General features: G+C 49.7%; 12 protein-coding genes and 2 pseudogenes. 8 read left to right on the forward strand and 6 right to left on the reverse strand.

Features of this window, described 5'->3' with window-relative positions; all coding sequences use genetic code 11:
• Nucleotides 1–8: 8 nt before the first annotated feature.
• A complete protein-coding gene (locus tag QSJ10_RS04490; RefSeq protein ID WP_033017369.1) occupies nucleotides 9–656 on the reverse strand; it encodes an alpha/beta fold hydrolase in 648 nt (215 codons plus the stop codon).
• Between the two features lie 163 nt (nucleotides 657–819).
• Here QSJ10_RS04490 and glcT point away from each other — a divergent pair, with 163 nt between their 5' ends.
• The 4 genes from glcT to ptsP all read left to right on the forward strand — a co-directional run bounded on the left by glcT (nucleotide 820) and on the right by ptsP (nucleotide 6,050).
• Nucleotides 820–1,677 carry a glucose PTS transporter transcription antiterminator GlcT gene (gene glcT, locus QSJ10_RS04495; protein ID WP_033010766.1) on the forward strand — a complete coding sequence of 286 codons (858 nt, stop codon included), beginning with the start codon at nucleotides 820–822 and terminating at the stop codon, nucleotides 1,675–1,677.
• A gap of 232 nt (nucleotides 1,678–1,909) precedes the next feature.
• A complete protein-coding gene (ptsG, locus tag QSJ10_RS04500; protein ID WP_033017363.1) occupies nucleotides 1,910–3,934 on the forward strand; it encodes a glucose-specific PTS transporter subunit IIBC in 2,025 nt (674 codons plus the stop codon).
• Nucleotides 3,935–4,047: 113 nt separating this feature from the next.
• Nucleotides 4,048–4,314: a phosphocarrier protein HPr gene (locus QSJ10_RS04505; protein WP_033017364.1), complete on the forward strand. Its 267-nt coding sequence runs from the start codon at nucleotides 4,048–4,050 to the stop codon at nucleotides 4,312–4,314.
• Entirely contained in the window at nucleotides 4,314–6,050 is a 1,737-nt protein-coding gene (gene ptsP / locus QSJ10_RS04510) for a phosphoenolpyruvate--protein phosphotransferase (RefSeq protein WP_033017366.1), read from the forward strand. The genes QSJ10_RS04505 and ptsP overlap by 1 nt, the downstream gene beginning before the upstream one ends.
• A gap of 48 nt (nucleotides 6,051–6,098) precedes the next feature.
• On the opposite strand, the pseudogene yyaC reads toward ptsP, so the two are convergent.
• The 4 genes and pseudogenes from yyaC to QSJ10_RS04535 all read right to left on the reverse strand — a co-directional run bounded on the left by yyaC (nucleotide 6,099) and on the right by QSJ10_RS04535 (nucleotide 10,066).
• Nucleotides 6,099–6,625: pseudogene (gene yyaC, locus QSJ10_RS15550) on the reverse strand (spore protease YyaC).
• Between the two features lie 80 nt (nucleotides 6,626–6,705).
• Nucleotides 6,706–6,897 (reverse strand): hypothetical protein, encoded by a 192-nt coding sequence (locus QSJ10_RS04525; protein WP_033017367.1) that lies wholly within the window; start codon nucleotides 6,895–6,897, stop codon nucleotides 6,706–6,708.
• A gap of 1,071 nt (nucleotides 6,898–7,968) precedes the next feature.
• Entirely contained in the window at nucleotides 7,969–8,754 is a 786-nt protein-coding gene (locus QSJ10_RS04530; protein WP_033017461.1) for a formate/nitrite transporter family protein, read from the reverse strand.
• Between the two features lie 100 nt (nucleotides 8,755–8,854).
• Nucleotides 8,855–10,066 carry an IS701 family transposase gene (locus QSJ10_RS04535; RefSeq protein ID WP_289493459.1) on the reverse strand — a complete coding sequence of 404 codons (1,212 nt, stop codon included), beginning with the start codon at nucleotides 10,064–10,066 and terminating at the stop codon, nucleotides 8,855–8,857.
• Nucleotides 10,067–10,818: 752 nt separating this feature from the next.
• Here QSJ10_RS04535 and QSJ10_RS04540 point away from each other — a divergent pair.
• The 3 genes and pseudogenes from QSJ10_RS04540 to QSJ10_RS04550 all read left to right on the forward strand — a co-directional run bounded on the left by QSJ10_RS04540 (nucleotide 10,819) and on the right by QSJ10_RS04550 (nucleotide 14,495).
• Nucleotides 10,819–12,039, forward strand: a complete 1,221-nt coding sequence (locus QSJ10_RS04540) for an IS110 family RNA-guided transposase (RefSeq protein ID WP_289493460.1) — start codon at nucleotides 10,819–10,821, stop codon at nucleotides 12,037–12,039.
• Nucleotides 12,040–12,285: 246 nt separating this feature from the next.
• Nucleotides 12,286–13,452 carry an IS256 family transposase gene (locus tag QSJ10_RS04545; protein ID WP_055358127.1) on the forward strand — a complete coding sequence of 389 codons (1,167 nt, stop codon included), beginning with the start codon at nucleotides 12,286–12,288 and terminating at the stop codon, nucleotides 13,450–13,452.
• 166 nt (nucleotides 13,453–13,618) lie between these two features.
• Nucleotides 13,619–14,495: pseudogene (locus QSJ10_RS04550) on the forward strand (IS982 family transposase).
• Nucleotides 14,496–14,610: 115 nt separating this feature from the next.
• Here QSJ10_RS04550 and QSJ10_RS04555 read toward each other — a convergent pair.
• Nucleotides 14,611–14,811, reverse strand: coding sequence for a YbxH family protein (locus tag QSJ10_RS04555; protein ID WP_014195319.1), 201 nt, complete (start codon nucleotides 14,809–14,811; stop codon nucleotides 14,611–14,613).
• Between the two features lie 151 nt (nucleotides 14,812–14,962).
• Between QSJ10_RS04555 and QSJ10_RS04560 the strand changes: the two genes are divergently transcribed.
• Nucleotides 14,963–16,939: a methyl-accepting chemotaxis protein gene (locus tag QSJ10_RS04560; protein ID WP_064213556.1), complete on the forward strand. Its 1,977-nt coding sequence runs from the start codon at nucleotides 14,963–14,965 to the stop codon at nucleotides 16,937–16,939.
• Nucleotides 16,940–17,306: the final 367 nt, after the last annotated feature.

Below are 17,306 nucleotides of genomic sequence, written 5' to 3' on the forward strand. Positions count from 1 at the left end.
TCTTTAATTCAACTTATATAGAAATGAATGTAACGGTCGCGCGCTCCGTAAATGAGCGACACCGGCAGGCGCAGGGAGGAGAGCTGCTCCGTGCAGCGGTAGACGAGCCCAGCCCGATACGCGGCCTCTAAATCCCGCTTGTTGGCCATCTGGGCGTATCGCCTCAACAGCCGCCGCTCGCGCTGGTTTGTTCCGTGCCCGAGGGCGAGTGCCAAGGAGAGCAGTGGGATGGCTCTGAGTTTGGCGGCGGAAATGCCAAGCCAAAACTCACCCCACAGCAGCGGGGTACACACTTCAGGAAATCCGCCAATCAAAATAAGTTGCTTTACATGCTGTGGATAGCGAAGGGCGAAATCAAGTGCGACCGACCCGCCGCTGGAGTAGCCGCAAATGATCGCGCGCCCGATGCCGAGGGAGCGAAGCAACACCGAGACGTCATCGGCGAGCAGCGGCACCGTAATCGGTCCATCCGACGGACTGCTTCGCCCGTTGCCGCGCATGTCGTATAAAATGAGGCGAAAATCGCGGGCGAGCGGCTTTTGGCGGCAAAAAACGACATGCCCCATCCCAGGGGGATGGATGAACAATAGCGGTGTTCCGTTCCCTTTTTCTTCATAATAGAGACGGACGCGGCTGTTGATGGAAATGTATGGCATGCGAATCCCCCCTTCACGGCATCGCCCTCTATAGTATGGAAAGAAGAACAGCCTCCCATCCAAAAAACCTCCATCTTTTTTTCATTGAGAAGGACGGCTTTCCGATTTATAATTAGTCACGTGGATGAACGGCGGACAGGCGGAACGGAAAGGAGGGGGCCCGATGGAGCAGTCGTTCCGTGTGGAAAAGGCGCTCAATAACAACGTTTTAATCGCTTTCCACTCCCAGTATGGTGAAGTCGTCCTGCTTGGCAAGGGGATCGGCTTCGGCAAAAAAAAGGGGGATGAAATTGCGGAAAGTGCCGTGGAAAAATGTTTCGTCCTCAAAAACGAACGCGAACAAGAGCAATACAAAAAGCTGCTTCCGGAATTGAGCGAAGAATTCATCGCCCTCATGAGCGAGGTGGTTCAACATATTCAGCAACGCGTGGGCGCACCGCTCGACGAGCACATCCATGTGGCGCTGACGGACCATATCGCCTTTACATTAAAGCGGCTTGAGCAAGGATTGGACGTCAAAAACCCGTTTTTGGCTGAGACGAAAAGCTTGTATCCGTTGGAATATGAAATTGCCCATGAAGTGGCCCGCACGATTGAACAAAAGCTCGGAGTATCCCTGCCTGAAGGGGAGACAGGCTTTATTGCTCTTCATATTCATAGCGCGATTTCGAAACAAAGCGTGTCGGAAGCGAATCGATATTCCCAGCTCATTGCTGACCTTGTCAAGATCGTCGAGCAACAGCTTGGCGTTGACATCGACCGCGAGAGCGTTCATTATTTGCGTTTCGTCCGCCATTTGCGCTATGCGATTGAGCGGATGAAAAAAGGTGAAAAAGTCGAAGAACCAAAAAATTTGTCGAAAATCTTGAAGGAAGCGTATCCATTGTGCTATAATCTAGCATGGAAGTTGGTTAAGGTCATGCAGCAAACGCTTCATCTGCCGGCAGACGATGCCGAGGCGGTCTATTTGACGTTGCATTTGCAACGGCTGGCGGAGAAAAAGAACAATACAACCGCATAGGTTGTCTCGCTTTACGTGTTACTGACTCGATCAGGCATGAGTAAAGAGGGCAAATAAGGCGGCAACAGTTGCGAATGTATGTGCGCTGTTGTAAGCGTTCTTTTTGCCTTTCTTTAGTCATGCCTTTTTTATTGCGCCGATGCCCCTCGGAAGCGTCCGCCCCATTTTCGATACATGAATCGGCTGTTTGCTGCAAAACTTAAGATAAAGAAATCTAAAGGAGGTTATGAAGATGAAGCGAGCGTTTGGCACGCTGCAAAAAGTCGGGAAAGCGCTCATGTTGCCGGTGGCGATTTTGCCGGCGGCCGGGATTTTGCTGGCGTTTGGCAATGCGTTGAAAAACCCGGCGCTCACGGATAAAATTCCCGCATTAAAAGCCGATTGGATCGTGCTCGTCTCCAACGTGATGGAGCAAGCGGGCGGCATCGTCTTCTCCAACTTGTCGCTCTTGTTTGCGGTCGGCGTAGCGATCGGCCTTGCCGGCGGGGACGGAGTCGCAGGCTTGGCGGCGATCATCGGCTACTTGATTATGAACGTGACGATGAGCGTCATCTTAGGTGTAACGGCCGATATGGTCCGCGCTGACCCGTCGTATGCCAACATTCTCGGCATCCCGACGCTGCAAACCGGCGTTTTTGGCGGGATTATCGTCGGGATTTTGGCCGCGTACATGTACAACAAATACTTCAATATCGAACTGCCTCAATATCTCGGCTTTTTTGCCGGCAAGCGGTTCGTGCCGATCGTGACGGCGGCGTCTGCGGTCGTGCTCGGCATTATCATGACATTCATCTGGCCGCCGATTCAGCACGGGCTCAATGCGTTTTCGCACAATATGATCGAGGCGAACAAAACGTTGGCCGCCTTTATTTTCGGCGTCATCGAACGGGCGTTGATTCCGTTTGGCTTGCATCACATTTTCTATGCACCGTTTTGGTTTGAATTTGGCGAATACGTCAATAAAGCCGGGCAAGTGGTCCGTGGCGACCAAAAAATCTTTTTCGAGCAGCTGAAAGACGGCGTGGAACTGACGGCCGGCACGTTCATGACCGGGAAGTTTCCGTTTATGATGTTCGGCCTTCCGGCAGCGGCGCTTGCGATTTACCATGAAGCGCGGCCGGAAAACAAAAAAGTTGTGGCCGGCATCATGGGGTCGGCCGCGTTGACATCGTTTTTGACCGGGATTACCGAACCGATCGAATTTTCGTTCTTGTTTGTCGCCCCGGCGCTGTTTGCCATTCACTGCGTCTTTGCCGGCTTGTCGTTTATGATCATGCACTTGTTGAACGTCAAAATCGGGATGACGTTCTCCGGCGGGGTCATTGACTTCTTGCTGTTTGGCGTTCTGCCACACCGGACGGCATGGTGGCTTGTCATTCCGGTCGGCTTGGTGTTGGCCGTGATTTATTATTTCGGATTCCGCTTTGCGATCCGCAAATGGGATTTGGCGACGCCAGGCCGGGAAAAAACGGTCGAGGAAGCACCGAAAGCCGAGGCGGCCGCTGATGGCGACCTACCGTATAAAGTGCTCGCTGCTCTTGGCGGAAAGGAAAACATCGAACATTTGGACGCCTGCATTACACGTTTGCGCGTGTCGGTCCATGACATTAGCCAAGTCGATAAAGACCGCCTGAAGGCGCTTGGCGCTGCCGGGGTGCTGGAAGTCGGCAACAACGTGCAAGCGATTTTCGGTCCGAAATCGGATATGTTAAAAGGGCAAATTCAAGACATCATGCAAGGAAAAGCGCCGGCCCGTGCGGCGGAAGAAGAAAAGCCGAAAACAGCGGCTTCGGAAGCCGCGGAGTCTGAAACGATCGCTTCGCCGATGTCCGGAGAAATCGTTCCGCTCGCTGAAGTGCCGGATCAAGTGTTTTCGCAAAAAATGATGGGCGATGGGTTCGCAGTCATGCCGACGGACGGCACGGTCGTCTCTCCGGTTGATGGGAAGATCATCAACGTCTTTCCGACGAAGCACGCCATTGGCATTCAGTCGGCCGGCGGGCATGAAATGTTGATCCACGTCGGCATCGATACGGTGAAGCTGAACGGCCAAGGGTTTGAAGCGCTTGTGAAGGAAGGCGACGAAGTGAAAAAAGGACAGCCGATTTTACGCGTCGACCTTGATTATGTCAAACAGAACGCCCCATCGATCGTCACACCGGTGATTTTCACGAATCTCCAAGCCGGCGAAACGGTTCACGTCAACAAGCAAGGCTCAGTTGCTCGAGGAGAAGACGCTGTTGTGACGATCCGCTAAGCTGCTTATTCGCCGCGGGGCGGGGACAAGCATTTTCCGTTGCCATCCCGCCCCTGCATTTGATATGATGGCAAAGGAAAAATTAAAAATTGAAAAAAAGGGGAATGATGAACATGGCAGAAAAAACGTTTAAAGTCGTTTCGGATTCCGGCATCCACGCTCGTCCGGCGACGATTTTGGTGCAAACGGCGAGCAAATTCAACAGCGAAATCCAGCTTGAGTACAACGGCAAAACAGTGAACTTAAAATCGATCATGGGCGTCATGTCGTTAGGCATTCCGAAAGGGGCAACGATCAAAATCACGGCAGAAGGGGACGATGCGGCGGAAGCAATGGCGGCGTTAACGGATACGTTGGCGAAAGAAGGTCTTGCAGAATAATGGGAAACGCAATCCGCGAAAAAACGATCCATGGGATTGCTGCATCGAGCGGTATTGCCATCGCGAAGGCATACCGCTTAGAAACCCCTGATTTGGCAGCCGAAAAACGGGCTGTTGCCGATGTTGAAGCGGAAGTAGCGCGGTTTGAGGCGGCGGTGGCGAAAGCGAAAGAAGAGCTGGAAGCCATCAAGCAGCATGCCTTGGAAAAGCTTGGCGAAGATAAAGCTGCCATTTTTGCCGCTCACTTGCTTGTGCTTGACGACCCAGAATTGTTGAACCCGATTAAAGAAAAAATCCAAACGGAGCGCGTCAATGCCGAGTACGCTCTCGATGAAACCGCCTCGTTTTTCATCTCGATGTTCGAGGCGATGGACAATGAATATATGAAAGAACGGGCCGCCGACATCCGCGATGTGACAAAGCGCGTCCTCGCCCATCTGCTTGGCGTCACAATCTCGAACCCGAGCCTCATTTCTGAGGAAGTCGTTATTATCGCGGAAGACTTGACGCCATCCGATACGGCGCAGCTGAACCGCCAATATGTGAAAGGATTTGCCACCGACATCGGCGGGCGGACGTCGCATTCAGCAATTATGGCCCGTTCGCTCGAAATCCCTGCCGTCGTCGGCACGAAGACGGTGACGGCGGAAGTAAAAAACGGCGACATCGTCATTGTCGATGGGCTCGACGGCCAAGTAATCATCAATCCATCGCCGGAGTTGCTCGCCCAATATGAACAAAAACGGGCCCGCTACGAGGCGCAAAAGGCAGAATGGGCGAAACTCGTTCACGAGGCGACCGTGACGGCTGACGGCATTCATGTCGAGCTGGCTGCCAACATCGGCACGCCAGACGATGTGAAAGGAGCGTTGGCGAACGGAGCGGAAGGAATCGGATTGTATCGCACAGAATTTCTATACATGGGACGCTCGGAACTGCCGACGGAAGACGAACAGTTTGTGGCTTACAAAACGGTGCTGGAACAAATGAATGGCAAGCCGGTCGTTGTGCGGACGCTTGACATTGGCGGCGACAAAGAGCTGCCGTATTTGCAGCTGCCGAAAGAAATGAATCCGTTCTTAGGGTTCCGGGCGATCCGCCTTTGCCTTGAGATGCAAGACATGTTTCGGACGCAACTGCGCGCCTTGTTGCGGGCGAGTGTGTACGGCAATTTGAAAATCATGTTCCCGATGATTGCGACGCTCGATGAATTCCGCCAAGCGAAAGCCATTTTGCTTGAAGAAAAAGAGGCGCTCCTCCGCCAAGGGGTTGCCGTTGCGGATGGAATTGAAGTCGGCATGATGGTGGAAATCCCGGCAGCTGCCGTCATGGCGGACCAGTTTGCGAAAGAAGTCGATTTCTTCAGCATTGGAACGAACGACCTGATCCAATATACGATGGCGGCCGATCGGATGAATGAGCGGGTTGCGTATTTGTACCAGCCGTACAACCCGGCGATTTTGCGGCTCATCAGCCACGTGATCGATGCCGCCCATCGCGAAGGAAAATGGGTCGGGATGTGCGGGGAAATGGCCGGCGACCCGATCGCGATTCCGATTTTGCTTGCCCTTGGCCTTGATGAGTTCAGCATGAGCGCCACCTCGATTTTGCCGGCGCGCGCTCAGTTGAAACAATTGGCGAAAGAAGAGGCGGCTCGCATCAAAGAGACGGTGTTGTCGCTCGGCACGGCTGAGGAAGTCGTGTCGTTTGTCAAACGAACATTTTCACTTGCCTGAATGAAAGCGTGGCGACGTTTACGTTCGCCGCGCTTTTTTCGTTTTGCGTTATGCCACCAGCGGCGTCGACGATTCATAGCCATACCGCTGCCGGACCGTAAGCGAAAGGCCGATAGCGATGTGCAAATTCGTATACGGAAGCGCGCTTACATCGGCCGTGTCCTCCATCATGACTCCCATGACGCTGATGTCTCCGACCGGTGGCAGTGATTTGCCGAGCGCCGTGCCAGGGGAAAGGGCGCCAGGGCGGATGGCGATCGTATGGACAAACGGCTGCGGGCCGACGATGCTGTCGATTACCACCACATACGCTCCGCGCTCGTGTTGCAGCCGCTCGGAAACACGACGGATGTTCGTTGCATCGACAGGCTTTCTAAGTTACCGATGACGGTCAAATGATCCGGATAAGCGTTTTCCAGCAGCGTGCCGACGAACGACCCTAAGCTGTCGCCGTTAATGCGGTTGCTGCCGATGCAAACGACGGTCAAACGGGAAATGTGCGCTGGCAGCAGGGAAAACAATTCATTGCGAATAAGCAAAGGAGCAAGCGGATCACTATACAAAATCGATTTCATCGGCCGCGATTCCTTTCCGTCGGTCGTTCTCCTTTTCTTAGTTCGCGGCCGATGCGGGTGATTCCTTTTTTTCGTTTCTGTCAATTGTGTCCTTGTTTTTGCTTGAACGGATTGCGCCATTCCATTAACACGGCATGGTTGAGCGATTCTTCGTCTTCTAAACTTTCTTGCTGCACGCGGATGAGATCAGCAAAGTCGTCTGTCGTATAGTTGCGGATGACCGCTTCGCGCGGGGTGTTGCCGTCAAAGACGTATAAATGTTTATCGTACATGCTGATCCCCCTTTCGTTCGTTTTACCCTCATCATAACCGAAACCTAGAAAAAGCGCCAAGAAAGGTCCATGGACAAGTTTGCCCTCGACCCGGGGATGAAAATCACCGCTTGCCGACGGGATTTTCACGGAAAGCGGGTAGCTTGGTGTTCAAATAAAACGATCGTTTACAGCCTTTCGCTAAGTGATCAAGATCACCATCGCAAGCAACCACTGGCAATCTTCGTTTAGGACTCTTTCTCCATTTCACATACAAATTGGTTTACTCGCAAAAGCTTCCGAAGAAAATGAAAAATCATGTCGAACTTTGTCTGTCGAAAATGATGGATGGCAGGGAGGAGGAAACAGAGAATACCATTTTGGAGACAAACTTTTATAAAAAGATGGTCGATGGAGAATACGCCACGTTCCATTACAATGGATATTCGATTTCCTATTCTATTTTAGAGGCGGCAGGCAATGACGTACAACCGATAAAAGCGAAGGATGTTACCGCCGTCTATCCTGAAAACACCATTTAAGACAAAAAAACGGAACCCGCCTAGCCTTCGGAATTTGATTCCAAAGGAGCGACATTCCGTAGTGAACCAGACTACTGGGGTCCGTCTATATATCGGACTTTTACGTACCATAGATACAACGACCTCATGACCCCAGCTGCAAGGAGACCATTCGACAGAAGGTTGTTTTCATCCTTCCGATGGTGACGAAATTTTTTTGTCATGGGAGTCTATATAGTAATGATTCGTTAATCACATTTCAGAAATAAGTTTCATAAATATAAGTTCGATTAGACTAAATTATTGGTTAATGCAAAAAATTTTTTAGTAAAACATTGATTAAATAGTTTCATTGTAATATAATCTCTAATTGTAAAAAATTGGCTCTTCACCACAAAGTGTACTTGACAAAGAAAGACGATTATGATAGAGAAAATCAAAACAGCATTTTTCCTTTTTATACCACACGTCTCTTTGAGCAACATTGCTATCACGTTTGTCTTTAAAAGTCAAGTACATCTTTTGGTGATGAATCTAATATTTTCTTTTTATGAAACAAATATCCAATGGGTTATTTGTCTGAAACGTGAACTTCGTTTTGCGATGTCAAATACGTATACAATGCTCCCATAAATAAGGCGCCACCGACAATATTGCCTAGTGTAACAGGAATAATGTTATGTATTACTCCTGCTAGGTCGATCGCCGCTGGATGAGGGAGGGCTAATGCAAGGGAAAACAGGCCTAAATTGGCAATGGAGTGTTCGTATCCAGAGGCAAAAAAGATAAAAACAATAAGAATCATCGAAAAAACTTTTGCCATATCCTCTTTCATTTGCATTGGAATAAAAATCGCTAAACAAACAAGCCAGTTACAGAGAATTCCTTTAAAAAAGAGCTGCATCGTTGTTGCGTGTATTTTTTTCTCCGCCACAAGAAATAATAAGTGATCTTGTGAAATATGATCAAAAACGCCGGATTGCGAAATAAGAAAAGCAAAAAACACAGCTCCTAATAAATTGCCGGTATAACATGCAAGCCAATTTCGCAACATATCTTTGATTGTCGTTTCTTTTTGCAAGGTGCTGATTGTAAAATACATCGTATTGCCAGTAAATAGTTCTGCCTCACCATACATAATTAATACTAAGGCGATTCCGAAAAAAATACCGCTTACTAAATACGTAGCAGGAGAATTCGCTTCACGGAAAAATTCCCCTACACGAAAACAAAGAACAAGCGCAAATCCGATGTACACCCCTGCCAAAGCAGCCCGCATCATATATTGAACAAGAGAGCGATCTAGAATGGCGCGTTTTTTTAAAGCTAACTCTTTACATTTTTGAACTGCTTCCATCTCTCCGACACTTCTCTTTCATTTACTTTGTGATTTTTTTCACATTATTTACGATATATAACTGTAGATGAGCATTTTTCATTACAATAATTCCCATGCCTTAAGAGACAAACAGGGTACCCCTTACGCGATACGGAGCTGTTTTTTTGATCACATCAATGGGAATTCCTTGCTTCGCAGCGTCATAAATGAACTCAACGACGCTGTGGCCTTTCCGCGACCGAAGAAGCTCCAGCCCGGTGGAGAGGTTTTGTCGGGATTCGGCGATGCTGTACACGCAGGAGAGCAGCACCACCGCCCAATACCGTTTCACCGCCCGAACGTGGTGAACGCGGTATCCATCCAGCTTCAGTTGATCTTTCGCCTGCCGGAAAAAGCATTCGATCGTCCAGCGCTGGGCGTAGTAACGCAAGATGTCTTCGTCCCCGAGCTCCCGGTCGGTGCTCAAGACGCAATGGAGATGTTCCGGTGTCATCGGCTGATCCGCCTTCCAAGCCAGCAGCACCACCGCGTCATCGAGGCCATGGATGGCCCCCTCATAGCGATACACGCGGTAATGCTCCTGACCCACCGTGACGAGGCGGGTGTCTTGGGGCTCGATATAGCGGGCGAACTGCTTGGCTTGGACGGCGATGCCTTTCGGATAAAGAATCCGGTTCGCCTTGAGCATCGCGATGACATGGAATCCCTGTTTCAGACAGGCTTCGATGAGCTTTTTGGACGGATACCACGAATCCATGAGCACATACACCGGCTGAGCCCGCTTCACCTTGAGCGAGGAAAGCATCTCGATCGCCAGGTCGATCTTGCTTTTTCCCGCTTTCTTGTCATACAGGCGGAACGCAAATGGGAACGCCTGCGTGAAGGTGTGCACCATCAGCCAAACGAGCGAATGCCCCCAGACCGATTGATGATCTTTATGCGAGTAGTGCCAGTCGCACCCTTGAATGGCGTGCACAGCCCGTGACGAAGGCTTCGTTTTTTGGCAAATCGTATCATCAATCGAAACAAAAAGGGGTTGATTCTTCCGTTTGGCCAGTCGTTCGACCTGGGAAAGGATCCACTCTTGAAGCTTCCCAAGCAGCCTTTCCTCGTTCCAAGGGCTTTTCGTGAAAAAGTGACGGAGCGTCGTTCGATGATTCGGATGAAAGCTCCAGTAATGAATATCAGTCAATGTTCCCGAGAATCCCTTGGTGGTCAAGGCATCGACAATATGAATGAGATGCTTGATGACCGGTTTGGAAAGCTGCAGCGTCAACCCCAGCGTGAAGAAAAACTTGTGGATTCCTTGGTGATGTGCTAATCTATTCATGAGACATGAACCTCCTTGTGTGAATGGGTTTTGAACACATCTATTTTACCCAAGGAGTCCGGTTCATGTCTCCTTTTTTGTTTAGTTGTCAATTTATGTCAGTGAATTTGCTCATCTACAGTATATAACATACGCCTTTCCCATCTATTTTTCAACATATCGATGAAAAAGTTAAAATAAATGTCAACATTTTTATTTGTAACCGTTTACTAAAAAAATCACCGTTGCAATTTCAGAAATAGTTGTTCTAATATAAGTCAAATAACGGAACAACTGAAAAACATAATAACAAACAACCGTCAATAACATCGTTTGACGCATTTCTTTCGCCTGCACATGTTTAAAGACGAGGATTTTTTGCTCCCCGCGCTAAAGAAACCTCTATTTCTTTTTCCGGTTCATGCGGCAACAAATCCTCAGCGAATGGTTCCGATGGGGCATCATGGTTTCTTTCACTCATTCGATTTTATATTTTTCAGTCCGCTTGTAAAATTTTTTATATAGACTCCCATGACAAAAAAATTTCGTCACCATCGGGAGGATGAAAACAACCTTCTGTCGAATGGTCTCCTTGCAGCTGGGGTCATGAGGTCGTTGTATCTATGGTACGTAAAAGTCCGATATATAGACGGACCCCAGTAGTCTGGTGCACCACGGAATGTCGCTCCCTTGAGGGAAGCACGCAGGATAGAATGCTTGAACAAAGACTGCTGCACTAGCTGTTTTTGAGAACGAAGCAGGGAGGAAGACCGATGCGCGTCTTGTATGAACGCTGTTGCGAATTGGACGTGCATAAGCAATCGATTACGGCTTGCGCCCTTACCCCTGAAGGAAAAGAGATTCGCACGTTTGGTACGCTGACCGACGATCTCGAGGAGTTGGTGGATTGGCTGAAAGAAAAAAAGGTGACGCACGTTGCCATGGAGTCGACGGGCGTATATTGGAAGCCAGTGTATAATCTCCTCGAAGCAGAGCCGATCGAAGTGCTTGTCGTCAATGCCCAACACATCAAAGCGGTTCCCGGGCGAAAGACCGATGTCAAAGATGCCGAATGGATCGCGGACTTGCTTCGCCATGGATTGCTAAAAGGGAGTTACATCCCTCATCGAGCTCAGCGGGAGCTCCGGGAACTGGTCCGTTATCGGCGCAGTTTGATCGAGGAACGGGCACGGGAGCTCAACCGCATCCAAAAAGTGCTGGAAGGAGCCAATATCAAGCTTTCTTCGGTCGTATCCGACATCAACGGGATGTCGGCCCGGCTCATCATTCGCGCCCTTATCGAAGGAAAAGACGATCCGGCGGCCCTCGCCCAGCTCGCCAAAGGGCGGCTGAAACAAAAAACGGAAGAGCTCCGGCGCGCGTTGAAAGGAGTGATGGGGCCGCATCAACGCATGATGCTGGCCGAGCAATGGCGTCATGTGGAGTATTTAGATGAAGCGATTGCCCGGTTGGATCGAGAAATCGAGGAACGAACGAGCCCTTTTCATGAAGCGCTGGAGCTCATCGATACGATCCCGGGAGTGGGGCGGCAAAGCGCGGAACAAATTGTAGCGGAAATCGGGACGGACATGAGCCGGTTCCCTACCGCCGCGCACTTGGCCTCATGGGCCGGAATGGCTCCCGGGAATCATGAGAGTGCAGGGAAACGGTTGTCAGGTCGAACGAGGAAAGGGAACAAGAAGCTGAGGTCGTGCCTCGTGGAATGCGCCCGTGCCGCCGCCCGAACGAAGAACACGTACCTATCGGCCAAGTATCATCGGATCGCCAAACGAAGAGGAGCGAATCGAGCGAGTGTCGCGGTCGGGAGAACGATTTTAGAAATGATCTATTACATCTTAACTCGAAAGGAACCGTATAGAGAGTTGGGAGCCGACTACTGGGATCGGCAGCGAGAAGCGAGCATCGTGCGTCAAACGGTGAAACGATTAGAGGGGTTAGGGTACGAAGTGAAACTGGAAAAAACGAGTGCATAGCACTTATTAACCATATATATACTGAAATACCTTCCTTTGGAATCCGATTCCGAAGGCTAGGTGGGCTCCGTTTTTTGTCTTAAATGGTGTTTTCAGGATAGATATGTACATTGAAACGAAATTCTTAAACTCAGTTCAAACGATGATGTATAAAATTTTGTGTAAAGCATTTTGCTAGAACAAAAGAAAAAAGGTAGGGTATTCTCTGATTGGACCAAAAATCTTAGAGAAAGGAGAACCCTACCTATGTCTAAAAGTATACCGAATGTAGACTGGGCAAATCAACTGGAAAATGCCATTCGTCAGTTTGTAAAAGAAAAATTAGAACTGATTATGCGGGAAGAAATCAAACATTTCCTTGAAATCGAACAGGCTGGAACGCCGAATATGAGAAACGGCTACTATCAGCGAAATCTAGATACGCAATATGGCCGGATTGAGGGTCTTTTGGTTCCAAGAGACCGAAACGGGGAATTTCAAACGCAGTTGTTTGCCCCTTACCAACGGCACACCGGCTGGCTTGAGGAAGCCATCATCAGGATGTATCAAAGTGGCATGAGTACGCGTGAAATTGGCAAGTTTATTGAACGAATTTTAGGCAATGCCTATTCTCCTGCAACGATCAGCCGTATTACCGATGTAGTGAAGGAAGACATCGAGAAATGGCACACTCGTCCACTGCACAAGCGTTATTCCGTCTTATATTTGGATGGTTTATACGTAAAACTTCGTCGCAAAACCGTGGAGAAAGAAGTCATTTATGTGGTGTTAGGGGTGAACGAAGAAGGATATCGCGAAATTCTTGATTTCTTTGTGGGAGGACAAGAAAGCGCCTATGTATGGCAGGAAATTCTTCAACACCTCTACCAAAGAGGCGTCAAGGAAGTGCTTCTTGGCGTCTTCGATGGCCTTCCGGGGCTGGAGGAAGCCTTTAAGTCGGTGTATCCGAAAGCCGATGTGCAGCGCTGTGTCGTGCACAAAGTCCGCAACACCCTCAGCCGTGTTCGGAAAAAAGACCAATTCGAAGTGGCCGAGGATCTCAAGCTGATTTATCGCGCGCCGAATAAGGAGATGGCGTTACAAATGTTTCAACAGTTTGAGTCGAAATGGTCCAGCAAATATCCAAGAGAAGTTCAATCTTGGGCCAATGAGTTGGATGTCCTCCTTACATTTATGGATTATCCAAGCAGTATTCGAAGTGTGATTTACACGACGAATGTCATCGAACGAACGATCAAAGAGATTCGGAAACGTCTAAAGCCGATGAACAGTTTGAGCAGTTTAGAAGCCGCGGAAAAAGTCGTGTATTTAACCATTCAAGATTTTAATGAGAAATGGGCAGGGCGAAAGTTAAGAGGATTTGCCGAAGCGCAGGAAGCCCTCGAGCGAATGTTTGAAGAACGTTATCATTAACCAAATGCTGTAAATAAACAAAATAGGGGGATTCTCCCTTTCCACACAGGAGACTGAATATTCAGTCTCCTGTGTGGAGAAAATCAGTCCCCTATCAATTCAAATCCATTTCAGAGAAACCCTACCCCATTTACATTACACAAAATTCTTGACGGTACCGATCCCTATGCAAGAGCACTTTCATTTTACTACAGATCAAGCAAAGATTCAAAAGCAATATGCCGCCATTTTCGTTTTTGTTTCTGCTCAACTTTCATGCATTCAGGTGCATCTTCATCGTCGAAATCGCCATTTGGTCAAGCAAGAGGACGCTGTCATCATCGCCATTCATCTTTTAGGAAAGCTGCTCGGTTTTACTTCTAAACGGGCGTGGCATCGTTTTGTCACGGGAAATTTGTTCACAAACGGCTCGTTTCTCGAACGTTCCCGGTATAACCGCCGCTGCCGGGCGCTTGGCTTCGCTATCAAATGGATCGCCGTCGTGAGCAAAACGCGGCCAACATCATGCCTATGCCGTCGTGGACAGCTTGCCGCTCCCATTGTGCCATACGGCAAGAATGCATCGCGTCAAACGGTTTCAAGAGATCGCCGACATCGGGTATTGCGCTTCCAAAAAGCAATGGTACTACGGGTTGAAGCTGCACCTTCAAGTGACCGATCAAGGGCTGCCAATGGGGTATGTGGTGACGGAAGCATCTTGCCACGATCGAATCGCAGCCGAAAGCGTGATGACCCAAATTCCCCACCCGTATAACTTCGGGGACAAAGGATTCATTAGCCGTGACTTGCAAAAAAGGCTGTACGAAGAATACCAAATGGCGCTTTGGACTCCGTCTCGAAAAAACCAGAAACATCGTGCGTCTGAGACATGGGAGCAGTGGATCCAACAAAAACGCAAAGTGATCGAGACGGTGTTCTCGGTTCTGGTTGACCACTATCGCATCACGGGGATCCGAGCCAATTCGATTATCGGATTTGAAGTGGCACTAGACGGTATATTGTTAGCTTATTCCCTGGTTACACTTGGGCTAGTTGAGCGCTAAAGCTCAACTAGCACCACGGGTGTATAAATGTTTATCGTACATGCTGATCCCCCTTGCTTTTTTACCCTCATCATAACGGAAAACGTGAAAAAATGGCAAGAAAAGCCTCCGACAACTAACAGCGGCCGGAGGTTTTTTGCTCGACATACTCGCTCACAAGCGCTTCAATTTGCTGTTCATCGGGCTTTTCGCCGCAAAATGCAAACTCAATTTCCTCAATCAATTCACCGTCGCGATAAACGTGCAGCGCCCCTTTTTGCAGCAAGACGCTGTATTCGATCTCAAATATATAGCCCTCATGTTCAATCGCGCCCATTGTGGTTCACCTGCCTACGTTTAATGTCCCACAGGCGCGGCTCTCTATGTATGAATAAGAAGCTCATCCTATAGACGCAGGACGATTGTCCTTTTATAATTATAATGGACGTGGTTCGACAAAAAGAGGAAACAGAGGGGAGAAATAGAGAGTGTTCCGGACATTGCGCAGCAAATTGATCGTCTTGATGGCTTTATTGTTAGTGATTTCATTGGCAGCAACACAACTCGTTGGGGTTGTGCAAATGCGGAAGATGGTGGATGCTGACGTGAAACAGCGGGCGCAGACGGCGCTTGACGGACTGCTCGGCGATATTCGCGACAGTTTTCAAAGTGAGGAGAATAGCTTAGTGCAATTCAGTGAATCGCCGTTGGCTTTGCAAATGGTTCAAGATGAAAAAATGTGGCTGCAGCTTGAGAAACAGTTCCGCACGTTTTTGCGCCTGCATGAGAATGTGCAATTCATCTATATTGGCACCGAGCAGAAGAAAATGTATATATCGCCGATGACAGAGCTCCCGGACGGATACGATCCGACGAGCCGCCCGTGGTATAAAGCGGCGATGAAGCGGCCGGATGAAGTGGTGTGGACCGAACCGTACGTCGATGCGATTACCGGCAAGCACGTTGTGACGTTGGCCAAAGCGGTGAGCGAAAACGGCCGCATTGCTGCGGTCATCGGCATCGATATGACGCTCGATGCGGTGACAAGAATCGTCAATGCGAGCGACGTCGGCTATAACGGCTATCCGGTGCTGTTTGACGCGAAGGGGACGGCGGTCGTCCACCCACAATACAAGGGGAAAAACATGGCGAAAAACGCGACGGTCCGCTACATGCTCGAGCATGAAAAAGGAATGCACGAATATGAGCAAGACGGCGAACGGCGGGTGATTTACTTCACTACGATTCCAGAGCTTGGCTGGAAAGTCGGCGCTGTCTATAGAGAAAGCAATTTATCCGCGATGAGCCGCTCGCTCGGAGCAACCATGCTTGTCATTACGGTGATTGCGTTTATCGTCGCTTTGGTCGTCGTTTATTTCTTAGCGCGCTCAATCACCAAGCCGATTGTGGCGCTGCAAGAGCAAGTCGAAAAGGCGGCGGGCGGCGACTTGACGGTGCACGCGCGCATCACTGCCAAAGATGAGATTGGCCGCCTCGCCCGCCATTTTAACGAGATGATCGATCATATGCGCGCGCTGATCGGCGAAGTGAACCGATCGGTCAACGAGCTGGCCGCCTCGGCTGATCATTTAAGCGCCGTCTCAGAGGAAACGATGGCGACAAGCGAACAAGTGGCCAAAGCGATCAGCGAAATCGCCAAAGGAACGACCGATCAAGCAGGAAGCCTTGATACGATCAATGAGCGGACAACAGCGCTGTCGCAGCAAATCGAAGCGGTTGCGAATGCGACGGCTGGCATGGAGTCGCTGTCCGATGAAACGAAAACCGCGAGCTACGACGGCTTGGAGCATTTAAACATTTTGCAGAAAAAATCGGAGGAAGCGAAAAATGAACTCGAGTCTGTAGAAAATGTCATTAGCGACCTTGTGAAAAAGATGGATGAAATTGACGGTGTCATTCAAACGATCACGGCCATTTCCGGACAGACGAATTTGCTGGCGTTAAACGCCAGCATCGAGGCGGCGCGGGCTGGCGAGCATGGGAAAGGGTTTGCCGTTGTCGCTGATGAAGTGCGCAAGCTGGCCGAACAATCCGCGAAAGCGACGGAGATGATCCGCGCGACGATCGCCGCCATCCAGCAGCAAGCCGGGCTGGTGATGGAGGCGGTCCGCCGCTCCAAGCAGGCGTACAACGAACAGCGGGAAGCGGTGCACACGACCGGCGATTCATTTGTCAAAATCACTGGCATGATGGAGCAAGTGGCTGATGCGCTTGCTGGGATTATGGAGGAAGCAAAGCGGATGAACGCGAGCAAAGACGATGTCGTCGGAGCGATGCAAAACATCGCCGCCATCGCCCAACAAGCAGCGGCAGCGGCGGAAGAAGTGGCTGCTTCGGCTGATGATCAGTTGCAGGCGCTTTCGACGGTGACCGAATCGGCGGAGGCGTTAAGCGAAATGAGCCGGCAGTTGAAACAACTGGTTGAGAAGTTTAAGATTTCATAAAAAATAGAAGGTGTCCTAGCGGCAACGGGGCGCCTTTTTTATCATCTCTAGCCGAGAAGGCTCCCATTTCCGCGTGCGTAAGTGGGGGATGAAGCATCAAGGATGTTCCCTAACGCCGCCCAAAAAAAGAAGGATTTCGCTTGCTGTCTTCGTAAGACAACGGAACCGTGGGACACACGAGGATGGCTTGGCTGGCAAGCCTGTCGTGGAGCGGTTGTTCCAAAGAATCTCCCACCGCTAAACGTTTGCGCAGGCAAGAGGCGTTCAATCATTTTCGAATAGGAGACTTTCACTTTCGCTTTGTACAGGGTGCAGTCCAAAATAAGCGGGAGATGAATGTCGGTCGGCGTTTACTTAAAATCATGAA

It is taken from the genome of Geobacillus stearothermophilus ATCC 12980, assembly GCF_030369615.1.
GTDB lineage: Bacteria > Bacillota > Bacilli > Bacillales > Anoxybacillaceae > Geobacillus > Geobacillus stearothermophilus.

What these genes read in the sequence shown, in the direction of transcription:
- QSJ10_RS04490 (WP_033017369.1), bottom strand. Translation starts at nt 656, where the DNA reads ATGCCATACATTTCCATCAACAGCCGCGTCCGTCTCTATTATGAAGAA.
- glcT (WP_033010766.1), top strand. Translation starts at nt 820, where the DNA reads ATGGAGCAGTCGTTCCGTGTGGAAAAGGCGCTCAATAACAACGTTTTA.
- ptsG (WP_033017363.1), top strand. Translation starts at nt 1,910, where the DNA reads ATGAAGCGAGCGTTTGGCACGCTGCAAAAAGTCGGGAAAGCGCTCATG.
- QSJ10_RS04505 (WP_033017364.1), top strand. Translation starts at nt 4,048, where the DNA reads ATGGCAGAAAAAACGTTTAAAGTCGTTTCGGATTCCGGCATCCACGCT.
- ptsP (WP_033017366.1), top strand. Translation starts at nt 4,314, where the DNA reads ATGGGAAACGCAATCCGCGAAAAAACGATCCATGGGATTGCTGCATCG.
- QSJ10_RS04525 (WP_033017367.1), bottom strand. Translation starts at nt 6,897, where the DNA reads ATGTACGATAAACATTTATACGTCTTTGACGGCAACACCCCGCGCGAA.
- QSJ10_RS04530 (WP_033017461.1), bottom strand. Translation starts at nt 8,754, where the DNA reads ATGGAAGCAGTTCAAAAATGTAAAGAGTTAGCTTTAAAAAAACGCGCC.
- QSJ10_RS04535 (WP_289493459.1), bottom strand. Translation starts at nt 10,066, where the DNA reads ATGAATAGATTAGCACATCACCAAGGAATCCACAAGTTTTTCTTCACG.
- QSJ10_RS04540 (WP_289493460.1), top strand. Translation starts at nt 10,819, where the DNA reads ATGCGCGTCTTGTATGAACGCTGTTGCGAATTGGACGTGCATAAGCAA.
- QSJ10_RS04545 (WP_055358127.1), top strand. Translation starts at nt 12,286, where the DNA reads ATGTCTAAAAGTATACCGAATGTAGACTGGGCAAATCAACTGGAAAAT.
- QSJ10_RS04555 (WP_014195319.1), bottom strand. Translation starts at nt 14,811, where the DNA reads ATGGGCGCGATTGAACATGAGGGCTATATATTTGAGATCGAATACAGC.